This window comes from Algoriphagus ornithinivorans (assembly GCF_900115305.1).
GTDB lineage: Bacteria > Bacteroidota > Bacteroidia > Cytophagales > Cyclobacteriaceae > Algoriphagus > Algoriphagus ornithinivorans.
The window spans coordinates 216,596-234,732 of record NZ_FOVW01000003.1; the positions used below are offsets into that span (position 1 = coordinate 216,596).

9 protein-coding genes are annotated in these 18,137 nt (G+C 42.1%); all 9 read left to right on the top strand.

Annotation, left to right across the window (positions count from 1 at the left end):
* Positions 1–4 precede the first annotated feature (4 nt).
* The 9 genes from BM073_RS05340 (at position 5) to BM073_RS05380 (ending at position 18,136) form a co-directional block, all read left to right on the top strand.
* A complete protein-coding gene (locus tag BM073_RS05340) occupies positions 5–9,322 on the top strand; it encodes an ATP-binding protein (protein ID WP_091651495.1) in 9,318 nt (3,105 codons plus the stop codon).
* Positions 9,319–10,479, top strand: coding sequence for an FIST signal transduction protein (locus tag BM073_RS05345; protein WP_091651497.1), 1,161 nt, complete (start codon positions 9,319–9,321; stop codon positions 10,477–10,479). The genes BM073_RS05340 and BM073_RS05345 overlap by 4 nt, the downstream gene beginning before the upstream one ends.
* Positions 10,480–10,502: 23 nt before the next feature.
* Positions 10,503–11,663 (top strand): FIST N-terminal domain-containing protein, encoded by a 1,161-nt coding sequence (locus tag BM073_RS05350; protein WP_091651500.1) that lies wholly within the window; start codon positions 10,503–10,505, stop codon positions 11,661–11,663.
* Positions 11,664–11,685: 22 nt separating this feature from the next.
* A complete protein-coding gene (locus BM073_RS05355) occupies positions 11,686–12,825 on the top strand; it encodes an FIST signal transduction protein (protein ID WP_091651503.1) in 1,140 nt (379 codons plus the stop codon).
* Positions 12,826–12,828: 3 nt separating this feature from the next.
* A complete protein-coding gene (locus BM073_RS05360) occupies positions 12,829–13,992 on the top strand; it encodes an FIST signal transduction protein (protein ID WP_091651509.1) in 1,164 nt (387 codons plus the stop codon).
* Between the two features lie 2 nt (positions 13,993–13,994).
* Complete coding sequence (locus BM073_RS05365) at positions 13,995–15,038, top strand: sensor histidine kinase (protein WP_091651512.1); 1,044 nt, start codon at positions 13,995–13,997, stop codon at positions 15,036–15,038.
* Complete coding sequence (locus BM073_RS05370) at positions 15,035–17,191, top strand: sensor histidine kinase (RefSeq protein WP_217643091.1); 2,157 nt, start codon at positions 15,035–15,037, stop codon at positions 17,189–17,191. The genes BM073_RS05365 and BM073_RS05370 overlap by 4 nt, the downstream gene beginning before the upstream one ends.
* 142 nt (positions 17,192–17,333) lie before the next feature.
* Complete coding sequence (locus tag BM073_RS05375; protein WP_091651517.1) at positions 17,334–17,855, top strand: nuclear transport factor 2 family protein; 522 nt, start codon at positions 17,334–17,336, stop codon at positions 17,853–17,855.
* Between the two features lie 89 nt (positions 17,856–17,944).
* Positions 17,945–18,136 carry a hypothetical protein gene (locus BM073_RS05380; protein WP_091651520.1) on the top strand — a complete coding sequence of 64 codons (192 nt, stop codon included), beginning with the start codon at positions 17,945–17,947 and terminating at the stop codon, positions 18,134–18,136.
* Position 18,137: the final 1 nt, after the last annotated feature.

Sequence of the window (18,137 nt, forward strand, 5' to 3'; positions counted from 1 at the left end):
CCAGATGGAAAGATCGAAGAAAGAACTATTGGAAAAGACCTACCGGGAATTTATGAAGGTAGGATTAGAGTCCAATGAGCCCAATCTATTAGAGGGACTGGTAGATGAGAACGTCATGGGTTTTGGTACCGCAATGGATGAGAAAATCCTAGGCTTGGAGGAGTTTAAAAAACTGCTGAATAATCAAAAAATCCAAAGTAAAGGTTTGGACATCACATGGAGGAATGAGCCGGTTCATCGATTTATTTCTGAAGATGAAAATTCCGCGGTCTTTGCAGAAAATATTTATGCAACCATCAAAACCGGTGAAGAAGTGGTAGAAATGTACATGCGTTTTTCTACAGTATTGAATTATTCTGATAAGCAATGGAAAATAGTTCATTGGCATGGATCAAAGCCTGAGGAAGTAGCGAGTGAAAAGGATACCTGGGGGATTGACGTTTGGAAACAAAAGACTGAGGAACTAGAAAAACTCGTCAAAGAAAAAACCGCCGATTTACTGGAAAAAAACAGGGAATTAGAGATTGAAGCAGCTTTGGAGAGGATTCGGGCGCGGACTATGGCTATGCAATCCAGTAACGAGCTAGCAGCTACTGCATCCTTATTATTTCAAGAATTACAGGGGCTTGGAATTAGTACCTATAGCTCTGGATTTACTATTTGGGACGAAGAACAAAAACATCTTATTTCTTGGATGTGCAATGCGGATGGATCCATGAACCCTCCATTCAGAATGCCCATAGGGGAAAACGATTGGCACAAGCACCAATTTGAATCTTGGAAAAAGGGGGAAAGCTTTTTAAAGAAAGACTTTTCAGGCAAAGAGATGCAGGCCTATTTCAAGTATTTGCATTCCTTCCCAATGCTTAAAAAAGCATTTCAAAAATCAATGGATGCAGGATTTCCTTTGCCAGAAAGGCAGATCCACCATGTGGCAAATTTTGCTTCTGGCAATCTGTTATTTATTACACTAGAACCCCTATCAGGGGCCCAGGCTTTATTTCAACGATTCGCCAAGGTATTCGAACAAACTTATACTCGCTTTCTGGATCTTGAAAAAGCAGAATTCCAAGCACGTGAAGCCACAATTGAAGCAGCATTGGAGAAAGTCCGTTCAAGATCACTTGCCATGCACAAAAGTGATGAATTGAATGAGGTAGTAGCTGTGCTCTTCCAAAAATTGAAAGATCTGGAAATACCATTCACAGCGGTTGGCATAGCGACCGTCATTGAAGATTCAAAAGACTTAAATTCATTTGTTTGTGGACAGAATGAAGAAGGTTTGGTCATTACAAATTACCGTCTTCCCTACTTTCAGAATCCTATACCGAAAGATTTTTACAATGCGCTAGAAAAGCAATTGGATTTTTTTGAAGGACATTATTCTAAAGAAGAAAAAGATGCTTTCTATCATCATCTGATTGAGCATACTGAGGAATTCAAGCAATTGCCGGAAGATATTCTGGAAATGATATTCAATAGCGAGACCTACTGCATTTCAACAATAGCGGTCAAAAATGCTGTGTTTAACATCAATGATTTTGAAGGGAAGTCCTTAGCTCAACATGAAATTGATATCATCCAACGTTTTGCAAGGGTATTCGAGCAAGCCTATACCCGATTCCTAGACCTCCAAAAGGCGGAAGCACAGGCAAGGGAATCCGAAATTCAATTGGCCTTGGAAAGGGTGCGCGCCAGATCCATGGCTATGAAAAGCACGGATGAACTGCATGAGGTACTTAGTGTTTTGTTCCGACAATTTGACCAGCTCGGAATTCATCCCATGAATGTATTTCTAAGTCTTTTTGACCGGGAAAACAGAACACTCACCTATAGGGCTTCCGGAAAGTCAAAACATAGACAACCTCAAAAGCAGGTTGTTCATGTAGATAGTATGGAAGAGTTAAAAGGGATTTATGATAAGTTTATCAATGACAAATCCGACTCGGTAGAAGTCATTTTTTATTCCAAGGAAGTCCTTCCTCAGGTTTTTGAAATATTCTCTGAAACCTTTGATGCGATGCCGGAGGATGAAAGAATGAAACTAGAATATTTTCCAGAAGGAGGCTATTCCATGGCAGGCTACACACCATTTGGTTACCTGGGCTACGACCATCTACGACCTGCCACAAGCGAGGAAAAAGAAATCCTTTCACGCTTTTGTAAAGAGTTCACAAGAGTCTACCAACGCTTTTTGGACATTCAGAAGGCAGAAGCACAAGCTCGAGAATCACAAATTCAATTGTCCCTCGAGCGGGTACGTGCCCGCTCCATGGCCATGCACAACTCCAATGAACTGGCGGATGTATGCCAAGTCCTTTTTGAGGAAATAAGCAAATTGACCAAGACTCCAGATCGGTTTAATATCGTAATGCCGCAGGATGGAGGTGAATTTTTGGAAGCCTGGTTGACTGATCAGGAAGGGCATAAAGTCAGTAGAAAATTCTTGATGTCTGCTGAGAAATCTGAAATCATCCAAGAGATTTTCAAAGCCTTTAAGAAAAAGGAAGCCGTTCTGATTTTTGATTTAAAAGGAAAAAAACTCAAAGATTGGATTGCATATAGCAGTGAGGTGCTCGGAATTCCTTTCAGGGAGGGTGAAAAGTTAAAAGAAAGGTTCATCACTTCTACCCTATTTGAATATGGCTATATCGGAACAACTGATCACACCGCTCCAAGTAAGGAGCTTATAGAATTGATTCAACGTTTTGCCAGGGTATTTGAGCAGGCCTATAGACGATTTCTAGACTTGGAGCGTGCAGAAAAACAAGCTCGAAAAGCCCAAATTGAAGTAGCACTGGAACGGATTCGTGCGAGATCAATGGCCATGCATACCTCGGAGGAACTGAATGAAGTTCTGAGCGTCATGTTTAAGCAAATTGAAGAGCTGGGCATCGATGCCAAATGTGCCCATCTCACCCTGATGGATCTTGAAAGTAACGCATTCAGCTTTAGGATTACCGGTAAAAATGGGGCATCCAATATCGGTGAACAAATCATTGATTTGGATGCCATGCCTACTTGGAAGGAAACCGTAACTAATTGGAAAAAGCAAAAACCACATAGTCACCAATGCTTGGTATATCCACCTGAAGTATTACCGAATTTATTTCAAATTATCAATGAATCTCTTCAATCCCTCCCACCGAAAGAAAGAATAACATTTGAAGATTATCCTGAAGGAATTTTCGACTGCGAAGGGCACAACAAGTTTGGTTATATAGGATTTAATAATTCCCGTCCTCCAACAGATGAGGAAATCGCAATCGTCATTCGATTTGCCCGGGAATTTGAACGCGTTTACCAGCGATTCCTTGATATTAAAAAGGCCGAGGCACAGGCAAGAGAAGCTCAAATTGAAGCTGCCTTGGAAAAGGTTCGGAGTAGATCTTTGGGAATGCAAAGCTCGAATGAGCTGCAAGAAGTGGTACAAATAGTTGCCGAAAAGATCCAGGAATTAGGTGTAATTGTGGACCCTGTGGGTGTGCTCATCTGCACTTACCCGGAGGGTACCAAAGACGTGATTCACTGGACCTATACCCCTGCTGATCAGGAGCGTTCAAAGCCTTACTTTATGCCCTATTTTGAGCATCCTATCTGGGATGAGGCGTGGGAATCCAAAAACCGGGGTGATGCCTATTTTTCAAAAACCTACCCGAAGGGCGTCAAAAACAAGTTCCTGCGAACCATTTTCTCTAGAAGTGATTCCGATTATGCCAAATTACCCGAGGAATACAAACAGTGGCAATTAGAAAGCCCGATTTACCACCTTTCCTATGCCTGGGCCAAAAACTCCGCGATTGTAGTACCCAATAACGAAGGGCTTGAACCCGATGAAGAACAAATAGGAATTTTGATTCGATTTGCCCGGGTGTTTGAGCAGAGTTATGTAAGGTTTTTGGATCTTCAAAAATCCGAAAAGCAAGCCCGAGAAGCTCAAATAGAAGCATCCTTGGAGCGGATTCGTGCCCGTGCAATGGCCATGCATCATCCGGATGAATTGTCTGAAGTTTTAGCCTTGATGTTTGATCAATTAAGCCACTTGGGAGTCGATGCACATTGGACCCATTTGACACTGATCAACTTAGAAAATAACACATTTATCTATCGAATGACGAGCAAGGATGGTAAGCCTGTGCATGCCGAGCAGGTGGTTCAACTCGATGCGATGGATACATGGTCTCATACTGTGGAAACTTTTAAATCTCAAAATCCTGAAACAATCACTCATATCCACTTTTCGCCAGATGTGCTGCCAAGAGTTTGGGAATTGTTTGACGGAATTTTCTCATCCCTACCAGAGGAGTCAAAGATCAACCCGAATGACTTTCCGAATGGGATTCACACAACTGAGGCAAATTGCAAATTTGGATACTTGGGAATCAATCAATCCCGAGAAGCAACAACAGAAGAGAAAAAAATATTAGGCAGGTTTGGCAGTGAGTTTGGCCGTTTATACCAACGCTATCTGGATATTGAAAAAGCACAAAAGCAAGCCCGTGAGGCTCAAATCGAAGCATCCCTGGAGCGTGTAAGGGCGAGAGCCATGGCCATGCACCAAACTGATGAGTTAACTGATGTGCTCTGCGTTCTATTTGATCAATTCGACTTACTAGGAATCAATCCGGTATTGACTCATTTGACTTTATTTGATGAAGCGAATGAAACCTTTAGCATCAGGCTGACGACCACTGCTGACAATGGCGTGGTGGCAGAACAGCTAATCGATATTCATGCCATTGAGGCTTGGAAACAGGCCTTTGCCCAATGGAAAAGCTGTGAGCCCAATTCGGTAAATACCATTGATTATGCTCCAGAAGACCTCCCTTACCTATGGGAATTACTATCTGAAGTGATGAGTGCTTTGCCAGAGGGTCACAAAATAAACCCTGAAGACTTCCCAAATGGACTTTTCACCACTCAGGGTCATTTCCAATTTGGCTATCTGGGTTTCAACCACTCCCGCAAAGCCACTGAAGAGGAAAAGAATATAGTCAGTCGCTTTGCCAGAGAATTTGGTCGAACTTATCAGCGCTTTTTGGATTTGGAAAAAGCCGAAGCACAGGCTATGGAAGCCCAAATAGAGGCCGCTTTAGAAAAGGTAAGAAGCCAGTCCTTAAGCATGCAAAGCAGTAAGGAAATGCAGAAGGTAGCCAATGTGATTTTTGAGCAAATCCAGAGCCTTGGCTTACAAATCGATGCAGTAGGGATGAGTGGGGTGATTGATCCAAAATCTTCCTATGAGGTCTGGGTCGGCGGTACCACGTCTACAGAACCATTGGTAATCCCTTACAATAATTCTACCCATGTACAAAGGGACTACAATGAAGCCATTGAGAATAGGATGGAACTTTTTACCAAAACTTACACGGGGAAAACATGGCAGGAATATAATCGGTTCATGCTGCGCAACGACAACATTTCAACAAAGCTTCGAAAGCTGATGAAAGATTCTGTTGCCTTTAGTACCACTTGTTCCTTTGCAAAAAAATCTAGCATTCAAATCGCCAGATACAATGATATACCCTTTACTGATGCTGAAAATGACATTGTAAAGAGGTTTACTAAGGTATTTGAGCAAGCCTATATCCGCTTTTTGGATCTTAAAAAATCAGAAGCCCAAGCCAGAGAAGCCCGGATTGAGGCAGCCTTAGAGAAAATCAGATCTAGGACCATGGGCATGCAAAGCAGTTCGGAACTACCCGAAGTAGCCAATTTGCTTTTTTTGGAAGTCCAGGCATTAGGTATCCCCGCATGGAGCTGTGGGTATAATATTCTGGCGGAGGATAAAAAAACAGCTACCTGCTGCATGAGTAGTGAGGGCACCCTTCAAACCCCATTTCAGCTTCGCCTTTATGGTGAAGCCTCTTTCAATGAGATGGGTGAATTCATTCGGAGTGCCGATACGATGTTAGTTCAGGAGCTTGGAGGTAAAGCCTTGGAGGAGCACTATACCTACATGAAATCCTTCCCGGACCTGAAACCCACTTTTGACGAAATTGAAAGGGTTGGGCTTTCGCTCCCCACCTATCAGATCAATCACCTATGTAAATTCACCCAGGGATTTATTCTGTTCATCACCTATGAAAAGGTGCCCGATTCACAGGATATTTTCAAAAGGTTTACCAAAGTTTTTGATCAGACATACACCCGATTTCTGGACCTGAAAAAAGCGGAGAAACAAGCTCAGGAGTCCAGAATTGAAGCCGCTCTTGAACGGATACGGTCACGAGCTATGGCCATGCAAACGTCCGATGAGTTAAAAGAAGTAGCCCTAGAGCTGCGCACACAAATGGGGATGCTGGGCCAGAAAAATCTCGAGGTGTGTGCCATTCATCTGTATGACTTGCATCCAAACCATTTTGAGACCTGGGGGGCCTTGCATCCACACGGCAAAGAGAATGAAATTCTACAGTCCATGGCTCTTTTTCCAAAATCCGGGAGCCTGATCATTGAAGAGATGATGGATTATTATGCTTCGGATCAGTCGGACTATGTTCTGGTCAATGAAGGTGAAAAATTTAATCAGTGGTTTGAACTGATGAAAGAGCATGCTCCTGAGATGTACTGGCACCTTTCAAAAGCCAAAGCTGATACTTCAGTAGACAAATTGAAAGCCTTTTGGGCCATGTCGGAGTTTTCAGGCGGAGCGCTGATTATGGTCACCTATTCTTATCCCGATGAGGATTCCAGAAACCTTTTGCGCAGAACAGCGAACGTTTTCGGCCTCGCCTACAAACGGTTCAGAGATCTCAAGAGAGCTGAGGAACAGGCCCGGGAGGCGCAAATTGAAGCTGCGTTGGAGCGAATCCGATCCCATTCCATGGGTATGCAAAGCGCTGCAGATTTTGGGGTGGTGACTACTGAGATGTTTGACCAACTTCGGAATTTTGGGGAAGATTTATTCGCGGCAGGGATAGTCTTTTGCGATAAGCATGAAGGCCATGTAGAGCAATGGCACAGTATTCCGGGCGGAGGTATGCTCAGTCCATTTATTGTCCCCATTGATTTGGATTATATTCATCAATATCGATACGATCAATGGAAGGCGGGAAAAGAGTTGTTCTCTGTAGAAATTCCCGGTGATTTTATTGAGCAACACTTCAAGGATATTTTTGATCTTCCTTCCGCTCAAGTGGCTATAAAAGATCTTGAATCAAGAAATGCTCCCATGCCAACCGCCCCGCCTTGGGAAATTGATTACGGAGCATCCTTTAAAAACGGCTATATCCTAATTTCCTCACTCAAGTATCTGGAAACTACTGATATACTCCCTCGTTTTGCAAAGGTTTTTGAACAAGCCTATACCAGATTTCTCGATCTCCAAAAGGCTGAAGAGCAAGCAAGAAATGCTCAGATAGAAGCGTCTATGGAGCGGGTCAGAGCAAGAGCGATGTCTATGCAGAAACCGGATGAATTGGTGGATGTGGCGACTCTTCTCAGAAAAGAAATGGGGCTCCTGGGAGTTGAGGAATTGGAGACCAGCTCCATCTACATCCACCATGCAGATGAAGGAACTACAGAATGCTGGTATGCGATTCAGGATGATAAAAAATTGATTTCCGACTACATGACTATCCGCTTGGAGGATACATGGGTAGGAAGAGAAATGCTCTCATTTTACCAATCAGATTCTTCCAAAACCTCCATAAAGATGCAAGGCCAGCACCGGTCGGAATGGATATCCTATTGTGCAGAAAAGTCACATCATTTCAGTATTCAGGAGTTTTATGGAGACCAAATTCCCGAGCGAACCTACCATCTCTACAAGTTTAGTCAGGGATTTATGGGAGCCGCATCACCTGGCGAAATTTCAGACGAAAGTTGGAAGCTTTTGAAAAGGGCTGCCAGCGTTTTCTCTTTGGCCTACACCCGATTCAGTGATTTAAAACAAGCGGAAGCCCAAGCGCGGGAGGCTCAAATAGAGGCAGCCTTGGAGCGGGTTAGATCCAGAACCATGGGAATGCAGCGATCTGAAGAACTATCCGAAACAGCCTCAGTACTATTTGAACAGCTACAAAATTTGGGAGTAACCCATGAGCGAATCAACATCGGGATTATTAATGAGAAAAACCAAACGATTGACTTCTGGATAACTGCTCAAGGCGGCAATAAACTGGACAGTAGATACTCAGGTAGAATCACAGAAGAAACCACGCTTTCCAAAGCCTATCAGGCTTGGAAAAAAGGAAAAAAATCTTTGGTAATAGACCTTCAGGGGGAAGAACTAGATCAATGGCTTCAATTTATGAAGAAGGAGATCAAAATCCCATTCAATAAAAAATACCAACACAATCGACGGGTACAGACTGTAGGATTCTTTTCCAAAGGTATGTTGGTAGTCACCAGTCCCGAACCACTACATGAAGAGGCGCTCTACCTACTTGAAAAATTTGCTGGTGTTTTTGATCTGACCTATACCCGATTTACAGATTTAAAAATCGCAGAGGCCAATGCAGTTCAGGCAGAAAAGGATTTGGAAGCAATCAAACTGGCAAAATCCAAGGCAGAATCGGCTTTGAAAGAGCTGAAAGCTGCCCAGGAGCAACTGATTCAGCAGGAGAAGCTTGCGAGCCTCGGACAGCTGACCGCTGGCATTGCCCATGAGATCAAGAATCCATTGAACTTCGTCAACAATTTTTCAGAATTGAGCAAAGAGCTGATAGAAGAGGTTTTTGATGAACTGGAGAAGTTAGAATCATCAAATATCAAAGAGGATATCATTGACATCTTAACAGATGTCAAAAGCAATCTCACCAAAGTACATGAGCACGGAAGCCGGGCGGATGGCATAGTCAAATCCATGCTGCAACACAGTCGGGGCGGTGCAGGAAAAGCTACTTCTATCGGGATAAATGAGCTGGTTAGAGAATTTAGCAATCTGGCATTCCATGGAATGAGGGCAGGAAAAAACCCTATCAACGTAAATCTGAATTTTGACTTGGATGAAAATGCCGGAGAAGTAACCCTTGTCATGGAGGATTTTTCAAGAGTCATCTTGAATATTGCCAATAACGCCTTTGATGCAATGCGCGATAAACTGAATTCCTCAACTAATGGGGAATATCTTCCTAGCCTGGATATCAAAACTAAGCGGCAGAAAAATCAGGTATTGATCAGTATTCAAGACAATGGTCCAGGTATTCCAGATGATATCAAAGACAAAATCCTCCAGCCCTTTTTCACTACCAAAAAAGGAACTGAGGGAACTGGTCTTGGGCTGAGTATTACGCATGATATTGTAAAGGCCCATGGGGGAGAACTGGAAATAGAAACAGCTCTCAACAAAGGGACAAATTTCATGATCAAACTAAAAAAATGAAAGCAAGATCAATTTTCGGAAAATCACCTACGGAAGTCCAAATAGCATTAAAAGAAGCTATAGGTGATGGTTTTATACCAACCTTGGCCATTGTCTTTATCTCCATTAAGCAAGATCGAAAAGCGGTCAGGGAAATCCTCGCAGCACAGAGTATTGACGTTTTTGGGGCAACGTCCTGCGGGGAGTTTGTTGATGGTCACCAAAGTAAGGGTGAAATAGCCATCCTATTGATGGACTTATCACGGGATTTATACGCTATTGTGTTTGAAGATATGGGAGCGCAAAGTATTCAGGCTGCAGCTAAAAAAGTCGCAAGTTCCGCCCTTTCGAATTTTTCCAATCCGACCCTGATCATTTGTAGTACCGGCGTCACCCCTGACTCTGAAATGTTTGACGGAATGTCCCTTGTTCATGAACTCTCGGAATCTATAGGAAGGGACAGAATCTTTTTTGGTGGTATGGCCGGAGATGATTTTACATTAACAGGAACGTCTGTGTTTACCCAAAATGAGGAAACCAATCATGGCCTTGTCGCTTTGGTCTTTAATGCTGATAAAGTCTCTTTGAATGGTATGGCCATAACAGGCTGGAAAAAATTGGGGATTTCAAGGAAAGTGACCCACAGCAAGGGCAAACTTTTATATTCCATTGACGGAAAACCCGCAGTGGAAATGTACCTAAAGTACTTGGGCAAAGGCGAAGAGGGTGAAGATCAAGAATTCGATCTTTTAAACGAGCTTTCATTCGAATATCCATTCATCACAGAGCGGGAAAACAGCCAAGAAATATTAATCAAGTCACCCATGAACATTGATCACGAAGAAAATGCACTGGTCATGGACATGGAGATGATGGAGGGCGAGACTTTTTGGTTTTCGGTCCCTCCTGATTTTGATATTGTTGAGGAAATCATCAATGAAGCAAAGGAGGTCAAAAACACTGTAGGTGAAGATTCAGATGCCTTGCTGGTATTTTCTTGTGCAGGCAGAGAACCGGCACTTGGCCCATTGGTAACCATGGAGAACGAAGGACTTGCAGAGGTATGGAAAAGCCCTATGGCAGGATTTTTTACCTATGGGGAATTTGGAAGGGCCAAAAACGGACAGCAGCATGTTCATTCGACCGCCTGCTGTTGGGTGGCATTAAAAGAGAAATGATTTAGTCATAAAATATTGAAAATATGAAAGCAAAATCAATAACCGGAACCACACCCTCAGACATAAAAAAGGCATTGGATGAAAGTATAGGTGACGGCAATCAAGCTGATGGACAAGATTTCAGGCCAACCCTTGCCATTATCCTTGTAAGCAACATGGAAGATGCCGAACCGATCCAGTCTATTTTTAGAAATCAAGGAATTGAAATCTTCGGGGTAACCGCTCCCCACAACTTTAATGAAAAGGGTATTAGGGAGGGTCATATTATTGTCATGCTTCTGGATATAAAACCAGACCACTTTAAAATAGTATTGAACGATTACGAAGGGTCTTCTCCTTTCCAAGCTGGATATAATGCAGGCCTAACCGGAAAAAATACTTTTGAGAATCCGAGCTTTATCATTTCCCCCTTGGATTTCAGAGTTTCCAACGACGAACTAATCAGAGGATTGACGGATGCAGCAGGCCATGAAACCATGATTGCAGGTGGCGTTTGTGGTGATCCGGCTGATTTTTCGGGGGTTATTTTTACCAATGATGCATCAAGTAAAGGAGGCTTGCTAGCTCTTATTCTTGATCAGGACAAGGTGGAGATTAGCGGTCTGGCAGTTTCAGGTTGGAAGCCGGTAGGTACTACGAAAAAAATCACGAAATGTGAAGACTCATGGGCTTTAACCATTGACAATGAACCGGCGATGCATGTCATTCAAAGATTCTTAGGGAACGATATAGTAAGGGATAATTCAGAAGGAAGTGGTTTTGTTCCGACTGACCTTGGCTATCCATTACAATTTCAGAGAGCTTCGGGAAATGCCATTATGAAGCCTGCGCTATTTTTTAATCCTGCTGACCAATCCGTCATGATAGCCGGTGGCGCAAAAGAAGGAGACCATTTCCGTTTTTCCCTACCACCAGATTTTGATGTGATTGACAAAGTGGTAGAGACTACCAGAATTTGTAAAGAAAAAGAGATGCCGGATGCCGATGTGTTGATGGTCTTTTCATGTGTGGGAAGGTTAGGGACTTTCGGTCCTTTGATCTCCACAGAAATAGAAGGGCTTGCATCCACCTGGGGCAAACCTATGATAGGCTTTTTCTCCTTGGGTGAATTTGGAAAACTGGATGAAGGCCAATGTGAATTTCAAGGAACAACTGTAAGCTGGGTAGCTTTAAAAGAGAAATAAATTTCTGTCAAACAATAAAACTATGAAGGCGAAATCAATCAAAGGAAAATCCACCGCAGAAATAAAAAGCGCGCTTGCCGAAAGCATGGCAGATGGGTTCCATCCTACGCTAGCTATCGTTTTTCTGTCAGTTTCCCAAGACAGAAAGGGAATCAGCCAATTCCTTGATGAAGCGGGCATTGCGGTATTTGGAAGCAGTACCAATGGGGAGTTTATCGACGAAGACATAGAGACAAAGTCTGTTGCTATTCTCCTTCTAGATATGAAAAAAGAGCATTTCAGAATTTATGCAGATGAGTTTAAGTCAAATAATTACCAAGAGACTGCTAAGCGCATCACTCAAGAAGCAAAAAAAGAATTTGAACAGCTCGCTTTTTTGATAGTGACCAGCAATGGAGCAACAGATGGAGAAGAAATATTGCTTGGATTCAGAAAAACGATTGGTGAGGATGTGAATGCCTTTGGTGGAGCCGCGGGTGACGATTATGCTTTTGAAGAAACCTGGGTTTTTACCAACGAGTGGGGAAGCAACAATGGAATGGTATGCATCGCCTTGGATGAATCAAAAGTAATAGTAAGCGGTATTGCTACCTGCGGATGGAAAGCCATGGGAACCGAAAAAATAGTGACTAAAAGCGAAGGGAACCATGTCTTCACCATCGATAATGAGCCGGCGCTGGATATCACTACCAAGTATGGTGGACTGGAAAATATCAGTCCTGATAATAAAGACCTTTTATTTGAAATTGCCGCAAACTTTCCCCTTCAACTTCAGCGAGGAAGTGGTGATCCTGTCATGCGCCCTCCTTTGGTTGTTGATTGGACCGACCGGTCTTTTTTCACCAGCGGCACTGTACCTCAAGGCTCAAAAATTCGCTTTTCTCTACCCCCCGATTGGGATGTGATGGAAAAAGTAGTGAAAGGAGTTCAAAAACTCAAAGAGGGTGAAATGCCTGAAGCAGATGCAGTAGTGGTGTTCAGTTGTGCGGGTAGAATACTCTCGTTTGGCCCCATGATGAACGCAGAAATAGAAGGTGTTAAAAATGTTTGGAATGTGCCGATGGTAGGCATGTTTTCGAATGCCGAGCTTGGCAGAATGGCCGGTGGCAATCTTGAAATGCACAATCTAACGACCTGTTGTATAGCCCTAAAAGAAAGATAAATCATGAAATCAAAATCGATCAAAGGTAAATCCGTAGAGGATATCCAGTTGGCCTTGGAGCATAGCATGGCTGACCAGTTCAAACCTAGTCTGGCGATTGTATTCCTTTCTATCCAACAGGACTTAGGGGCTATTTCAAAATTACTGGACGAAAAAGGTATACAGGTTTTCGGTTCTACGACTGCGGGTGAATTTATAGATGGGGATATCGAAGAAGGAAGTATTGTCATGCTCTTAATGGACATGAATCCGGCTTATTTTCAAGTAGAGTTTCTTGAAATAGACCCAGAAACAGCCTTGGAGGATAGCAAAAAGCTGGGAGAAGTCAGTAAAAAATTATTTCAAAATCCAGCTTTAATTATTGCTTCAGGAGGTATATATCTGGATGGGGATCAAATCATGGAGGGAATACTCCAAGGACTTGAAATAGCCCATTCTTCAGCATTGAATGAAATTTCCATTTTTGGAGGAATGGCCGGAGATGATTTACTCACCGAAAGACCTACGGTATTTACAAATGGAAAAAGCAAAGACAATGCTTTGGTGGCGCTAATTATTGACAAAGACAAAATAGATGTAAGAGGAATTGCGACTTGTGGTTGGGAAGCAATTGGCACTTCCAAGACGGTAACCAAGAGCGAGGGAAATATTGTGTATACGATAGATGATAAACCTGCTCTGGATATGCTAACGAAATATCTGGGAGTTGAATTAAAAAAAGATGGAGATCAGAGTGTTGTAGCCTTTCAAAACTCCTGGTATTACCCATTGCAATTGGAGCGTGAAAATGGAGACACAGTAATTCGGGCCACTAGGTTTGCCGATAGTGAAAAAAGATCTCTGATATGTACAGGCAGTTTACCGCAAGGTTCCAAAATCAAATTTTCTTTACCTCCTGATTTTGATGCGATCAAAATTGTGGTAGAAGAGTGTGAGAGTATTAAAGACAATGCAGAGCAAGAAGCAGATGCCTTGATCATTTTTTCTTGCGTAAGCAGGTACTTATCATTTGGAGCCTTAATGAAAGAAGAAATAGAACAAGTTCAAGAAGTTTGGAAAGCTCCGATGGCTGGGTTCTTTACTTATGGGGAGTTTGGAAAATCCAAAATAGGAGATAATGAATTTCACAATAACGCCTGCTGTGCGGTGGCTTTAAAAGAAAAATAGAAATGGATAAAAACCTTCAAGAGGTATCAGACTTCATACAGCAGGAGCCCAATATTTCTCCTGAAGTCAAGGAGACTATGCTGAAGTCTTTGAAAGATGTGGATAAAGAACTTCAGATTTTATCCTTTAAGCTAGACCGAACCGAAAAAGTAAAACGGACCACAGCCATTTTGCTGGAGGAAACTATTGAAGAACTTGAACATAAAAGAGTCGCTGTAGAAGAAGCTTTGGCAGAGCTTAAATCTGCCCAGGCTCAGCTAATCCAACAAGAAAAGTTGGCCTCACTTGGTCAACTCACAGCCGGCATAGCTCATGAGATCAAGAACCCTTTAAATTTTGTCAACAACTTTTCAGAATTGAGCAAGGAGTTGATCGAGGAGGTTTTTGAGGAGTTGGAAAAACTGGATTCATCAGAAACCAAACAAGATATTATCGAAATCCTTACTGATGTTCAAAATAACTTGACCAAAGTACATGAGCATGGCAGCAGAGCTGACAGTATAGTCAAATCTATGCTACAACATAGCCGTGGAAGTACAGGAAAAGCAAGTTCAGTCCGGATTAATGATCTGGTCAAAGAATTCACCACGCTAGCCTTTCATGGAATGAGAGCGGGCAAATACCCTATTAATGTGAATTTGGATTTTCAATTAGATGAAAATGCCGGGGAGGCTAATTTGGTGATGGAGGACTTTTCTAGGGTGGTTCTGAACATCGTCAACAATGCTTTTGATGCGATGCGCGAAAAGCTAAACACTACCAATAATGGGGAATACCTACCTCGCCTTCAAATCAAAACTCAGCGTCTGAAAGACAAAATAGAACTTAGCTTTCAGGATAATGGACTTGGGATTCCTGACGAAATCAAAGACAAAATCCTTCAGCCCTTTTTCACTACCAAAAAAGGGACCGAGGGAACTGGACTGGGGCTTTCGATCACCCACGATATTATCAAAGCACATGGAGGAGAGTTGAAAGTAGAAACTGAAGTGGGCAAGGGGAGCGCTTTTAACATCATATTTCCCACTCTAACAGAAAGCGTATGAGAAAGCTCTTCATCTTACTTCTTTTCATAGGATATAGTGCGAGAAATGTTGCCCAAACGCAAGTGGAGGTGCTTTCGACCAAACAGTTTCAATCTCATCAACGACTATTTTTGGCTCCATTGGAAGGTTGGGTTTTCAAGGCGGGCCCAATAGAAAATGGAGCTGATCCAAATCTAGGAGTAGCTGATTGGGAGAAGATGAACCCCACTCAACTCACGACTGAGTTGGAAGATGAAAATGGAAGAATTGAGGGTTGGTTTCGAATCAATATCAAATTGGATGAATCTTTTAAGGATATTCCTCTCTATTTGAGTAGAGGTCTTTGGGCGGCTACAGATGTGTATCTAGATGGTCAACTGATCCATTCTTTTGGAGATACAGGTGACCCCTATCAAGCCTTCAACCCCATTCTCGAATATCCTGTTCCTGTAAACTTAGAGGTAGGAAAAGAACATCTGCTAGCAATCCATTTTGTGGATTATGAGTCCACCTTTACACAACGGGAGATTAGGTTGAAGCCGGAAAATCTGCAGCCTTTTCTTAACCTTACAGGCCCAGATTATATCACTTGGGTAGACCGGGACTACAAGCACACCCATATCTATGTCACACTTTGCCTTGGGGTTTCTTTCTTATTGTTTTTCCTGTATTGGTTTTTGGTCTATCTCAATCCTGATCAGACCTTATTCCGAATCATCGCTTGGTACACCACAGTAGTATTGATCGGAGCTGTAGTATTTTTCGGAAATACGTTTTTTGAAATCTCCTATGGTTTAGAAAAGATCAGGTTTGTACTCTTCATCACCTTTCAGGCCATCATGACCCTTTTTGGGCTCTTTATCTTGGAATGGGTTCTAACGGAAAAAATATCGAAGCTTTCTTGGGCTGTTCTCGTCATGTTACTTTTGATGAATATCCCGGCGCATATTTTTTCAATTTCCCAACCTTTCGCCATAGCCTTTGTCTTAATGCTATTTCACTTTGGAAGAAAGCTTTACGCACATAGAAATGAAATTAAGGGTGCGAAATGGACCATTATTGCTGCTGTGGTCGTACCAACTGTGGCAATCATCATACAGATCATTTTACATAAATATTCATTAGACCTATACAATGAATATGACAAGCTAATTCTCTCGTTTCATGTTTTTAGCCCACCCCTATTTTACCTCGCTTACATTTCTGTTCGATTTAAAGAAACCCTTTCGGCAGTGCGAGTTGAAAGTCAAAAGCTTTTGGAAGTAACTGAAGAAAAAAGAGAATTATTAGCGAATCAAAATTTATTGCTTGAAGCCCAAGTAAACGAAAGAACAAAAGAGCTGAAGAGTTCCCTAGAAAACCTCAAATCCACCCAAGCCCAACTGATCCAATCTGAAAAGATGGCTTCTCTCGGAGAGTTGACTGCCGGCATTGCTCATGAGATTCAGAACCCACTGAATTTTGTGAATAACTTCTCTGAAGTCAGTGGCGAGCTAGTGGATGAAATGAATGAGGAACTGGAGAAGGGGGACATTGAAGAGGCAAAAGCTATTGGCAAAGACTTAAAAGAAAACCTCTCGAAAATAAAACACCATGGCAGACGTGCTGATACCATTGTGAAAGGAATGCTAGAGCATAGCCGAGCCAACAAAGGAGAGCAAACACTCACTGACATAAATGCACTCGCCGACGAATATTTGCGGTTGAGTTACCACGGACTTCGGGCAAAAGACAAGAGCTTTAATGCTGACTTTAAACTGGATCTTGATCCCGATTTACCAAAAGTAAATGTGGTCGCTTCAGATATCGGTCGTGTATTGCTCAACTTGATCAATAATGCTTTCTATGCAGTAGATGAAAAAGCAAAATCTACCTCCCAAGAAGAGTACAAACCAGAAGTAATTGTCAAATCAACAAGAACCAAGTCCCCTTCAGGGGATTTAGGGGTAGAAATCTTCGTCCAAGACAATGGAAATGGTATACCCGAACACATTAAAGAAAAAATCTTCCAGCCCTTTTTTACGACCAAACCTACTGGATCGGGAACAGGCTTGGGATTAAGCTTGAGCTATGATATCGTCAAAGCTCATGGTGGAAACTTGAATGTAAATAGTGAACCAAGTGTTGGAACAGAATTCAAAATTTCATTGCCAACTAAAATTGTTCAAAATTAAAAAAGTACAATTATTACTTTATCAACAGAGAGAGAGGTTTTTTATCCTTAAGTGTAATTTAATGACATAATCCACTGATTTTCAATTGTTTTTTTGGTATTTTAGCAATTATTTAAAATAAAACACCAAAATCCCATCAACTATGAAAAGGTTAATTTTAATTATGCTGTGTGGCTTGACTTTATCTGCTTGCCAGCAGGAACAAAGGTACACTCAACAATCCCCTGAAATCGATGCTGTAAGGGCATTATTGGCAACTTCTGCTTCGGGAGATTTTGAAGGTCAAAGGGAATATTATGCTGCAGATGCGCAGATATTTTATAATGCGACTGAAGATAATCCTACTTCAGTGGATAAAATGATTGAGGAGCAGAAAGGTCAGGCAAATGATTTCTCTAATGTATCCATAACAATAGAAGATAGTGCTATTGAAATGGTCACCACTGATAAAGGTGAGAAATGGGTCAATTGCTGGGGAACCTGGAAAGCAACCCATACTGCATCTGGAAAATCATTCGAAGTTCCATTTCACGAGACATTCCAATTTGTAGACGGAAAAATTGTAAAAGACTTTGGTTATTGGGACAATGCTCCAATCATGATGGCGATGATGGAATACGAAAAATCTCTGGCAGCAGCAGCTGACTCTACCATGATGAATTAAGACTTGTCTTATCCCACTTAAAATCCCCATCTCTATGGGGATTTTTTTATTTTAGGACCTTACAAACTAATTTTTAAACAATTTCAACTATGGGACTCTTCTGGAACCTAATCCAACAAAGCCAAATTTCTGATCAGAAAGCCAGAGCCTCTACGCTGGAAGCACGCGTGGCCTACCTAGAAAATGAATTGCACAAAACCCAACAGATTTTAAAAAAAACACTTCAAATCCTAGAGGAGCATACTGGCAAAGATTTGAATGGGGATGGGAAAATAGGTTGAG

Bases quoted from the DNA above. Each gene is read 5' to 3' on its own strand.
- BM073_RS05355 (WP_091651503.1), top strand. From the start codon at position 11,686: ATGAAGGCGAAATCAATCAAAGGAAAATCCACCGCAGAAATAAAAAGC.
- BM073_RS05360 (WP_091651509.1), top strand. From the start codon at position 12,829: ATGAAATCAAAATCGATCAAAGGTAAATCCGTAGAGGATATCCAGTTG.
- BM073_RS05370 (WP_217643091.1), top strand. From the start codon at position 15,035: ATGAGAAAGCTCTTCATCTTACTTCTTTTCATAGGATATAGTGCGAGA.
- BM073_RS05350 (WP_091651500.1), top strand. From the start codon at position 10,503: ATGAAAGCAAAATCAATAACCGGAACCACACCCTCAGACATAAAAAAG.
- BM073_RS05380 (WP_091651520.1), top strand. From the start codon at position 17,945: ATGGGACTCTTCTGGAACCTAATCCAACAAAGCCAAATTTCTGATCAG.
- BM073_RS05345 (WP_091651497.1), top strand. From the start codon at position 9,319: ATGAAAGCAAGATCAATTTTCGGAAAATCACCTACGGAAGTCCAAATA.
- BM073_RS05340 (WP_091651495.1), top strand. From the start codon at position 5: ATGGAAAGATCGAAGAAAGAACTATTGGAAAAGACCTACCGGGAATTT.
- BM073_RS05365 (WP_091651512.1), top strand. From the start codon at position 13,995: ATGGATAAAAACCTTCAAGAGGTATCAGACTTCATACAGCAGGAGCCC.
- BM073_RS05375 (WP_091651517.1), top strand. From the start codon at position 17,334: ATGAAAAGGTTAATTTTAATTATGCTGTGTGGCTTGACTTTATCTGCT.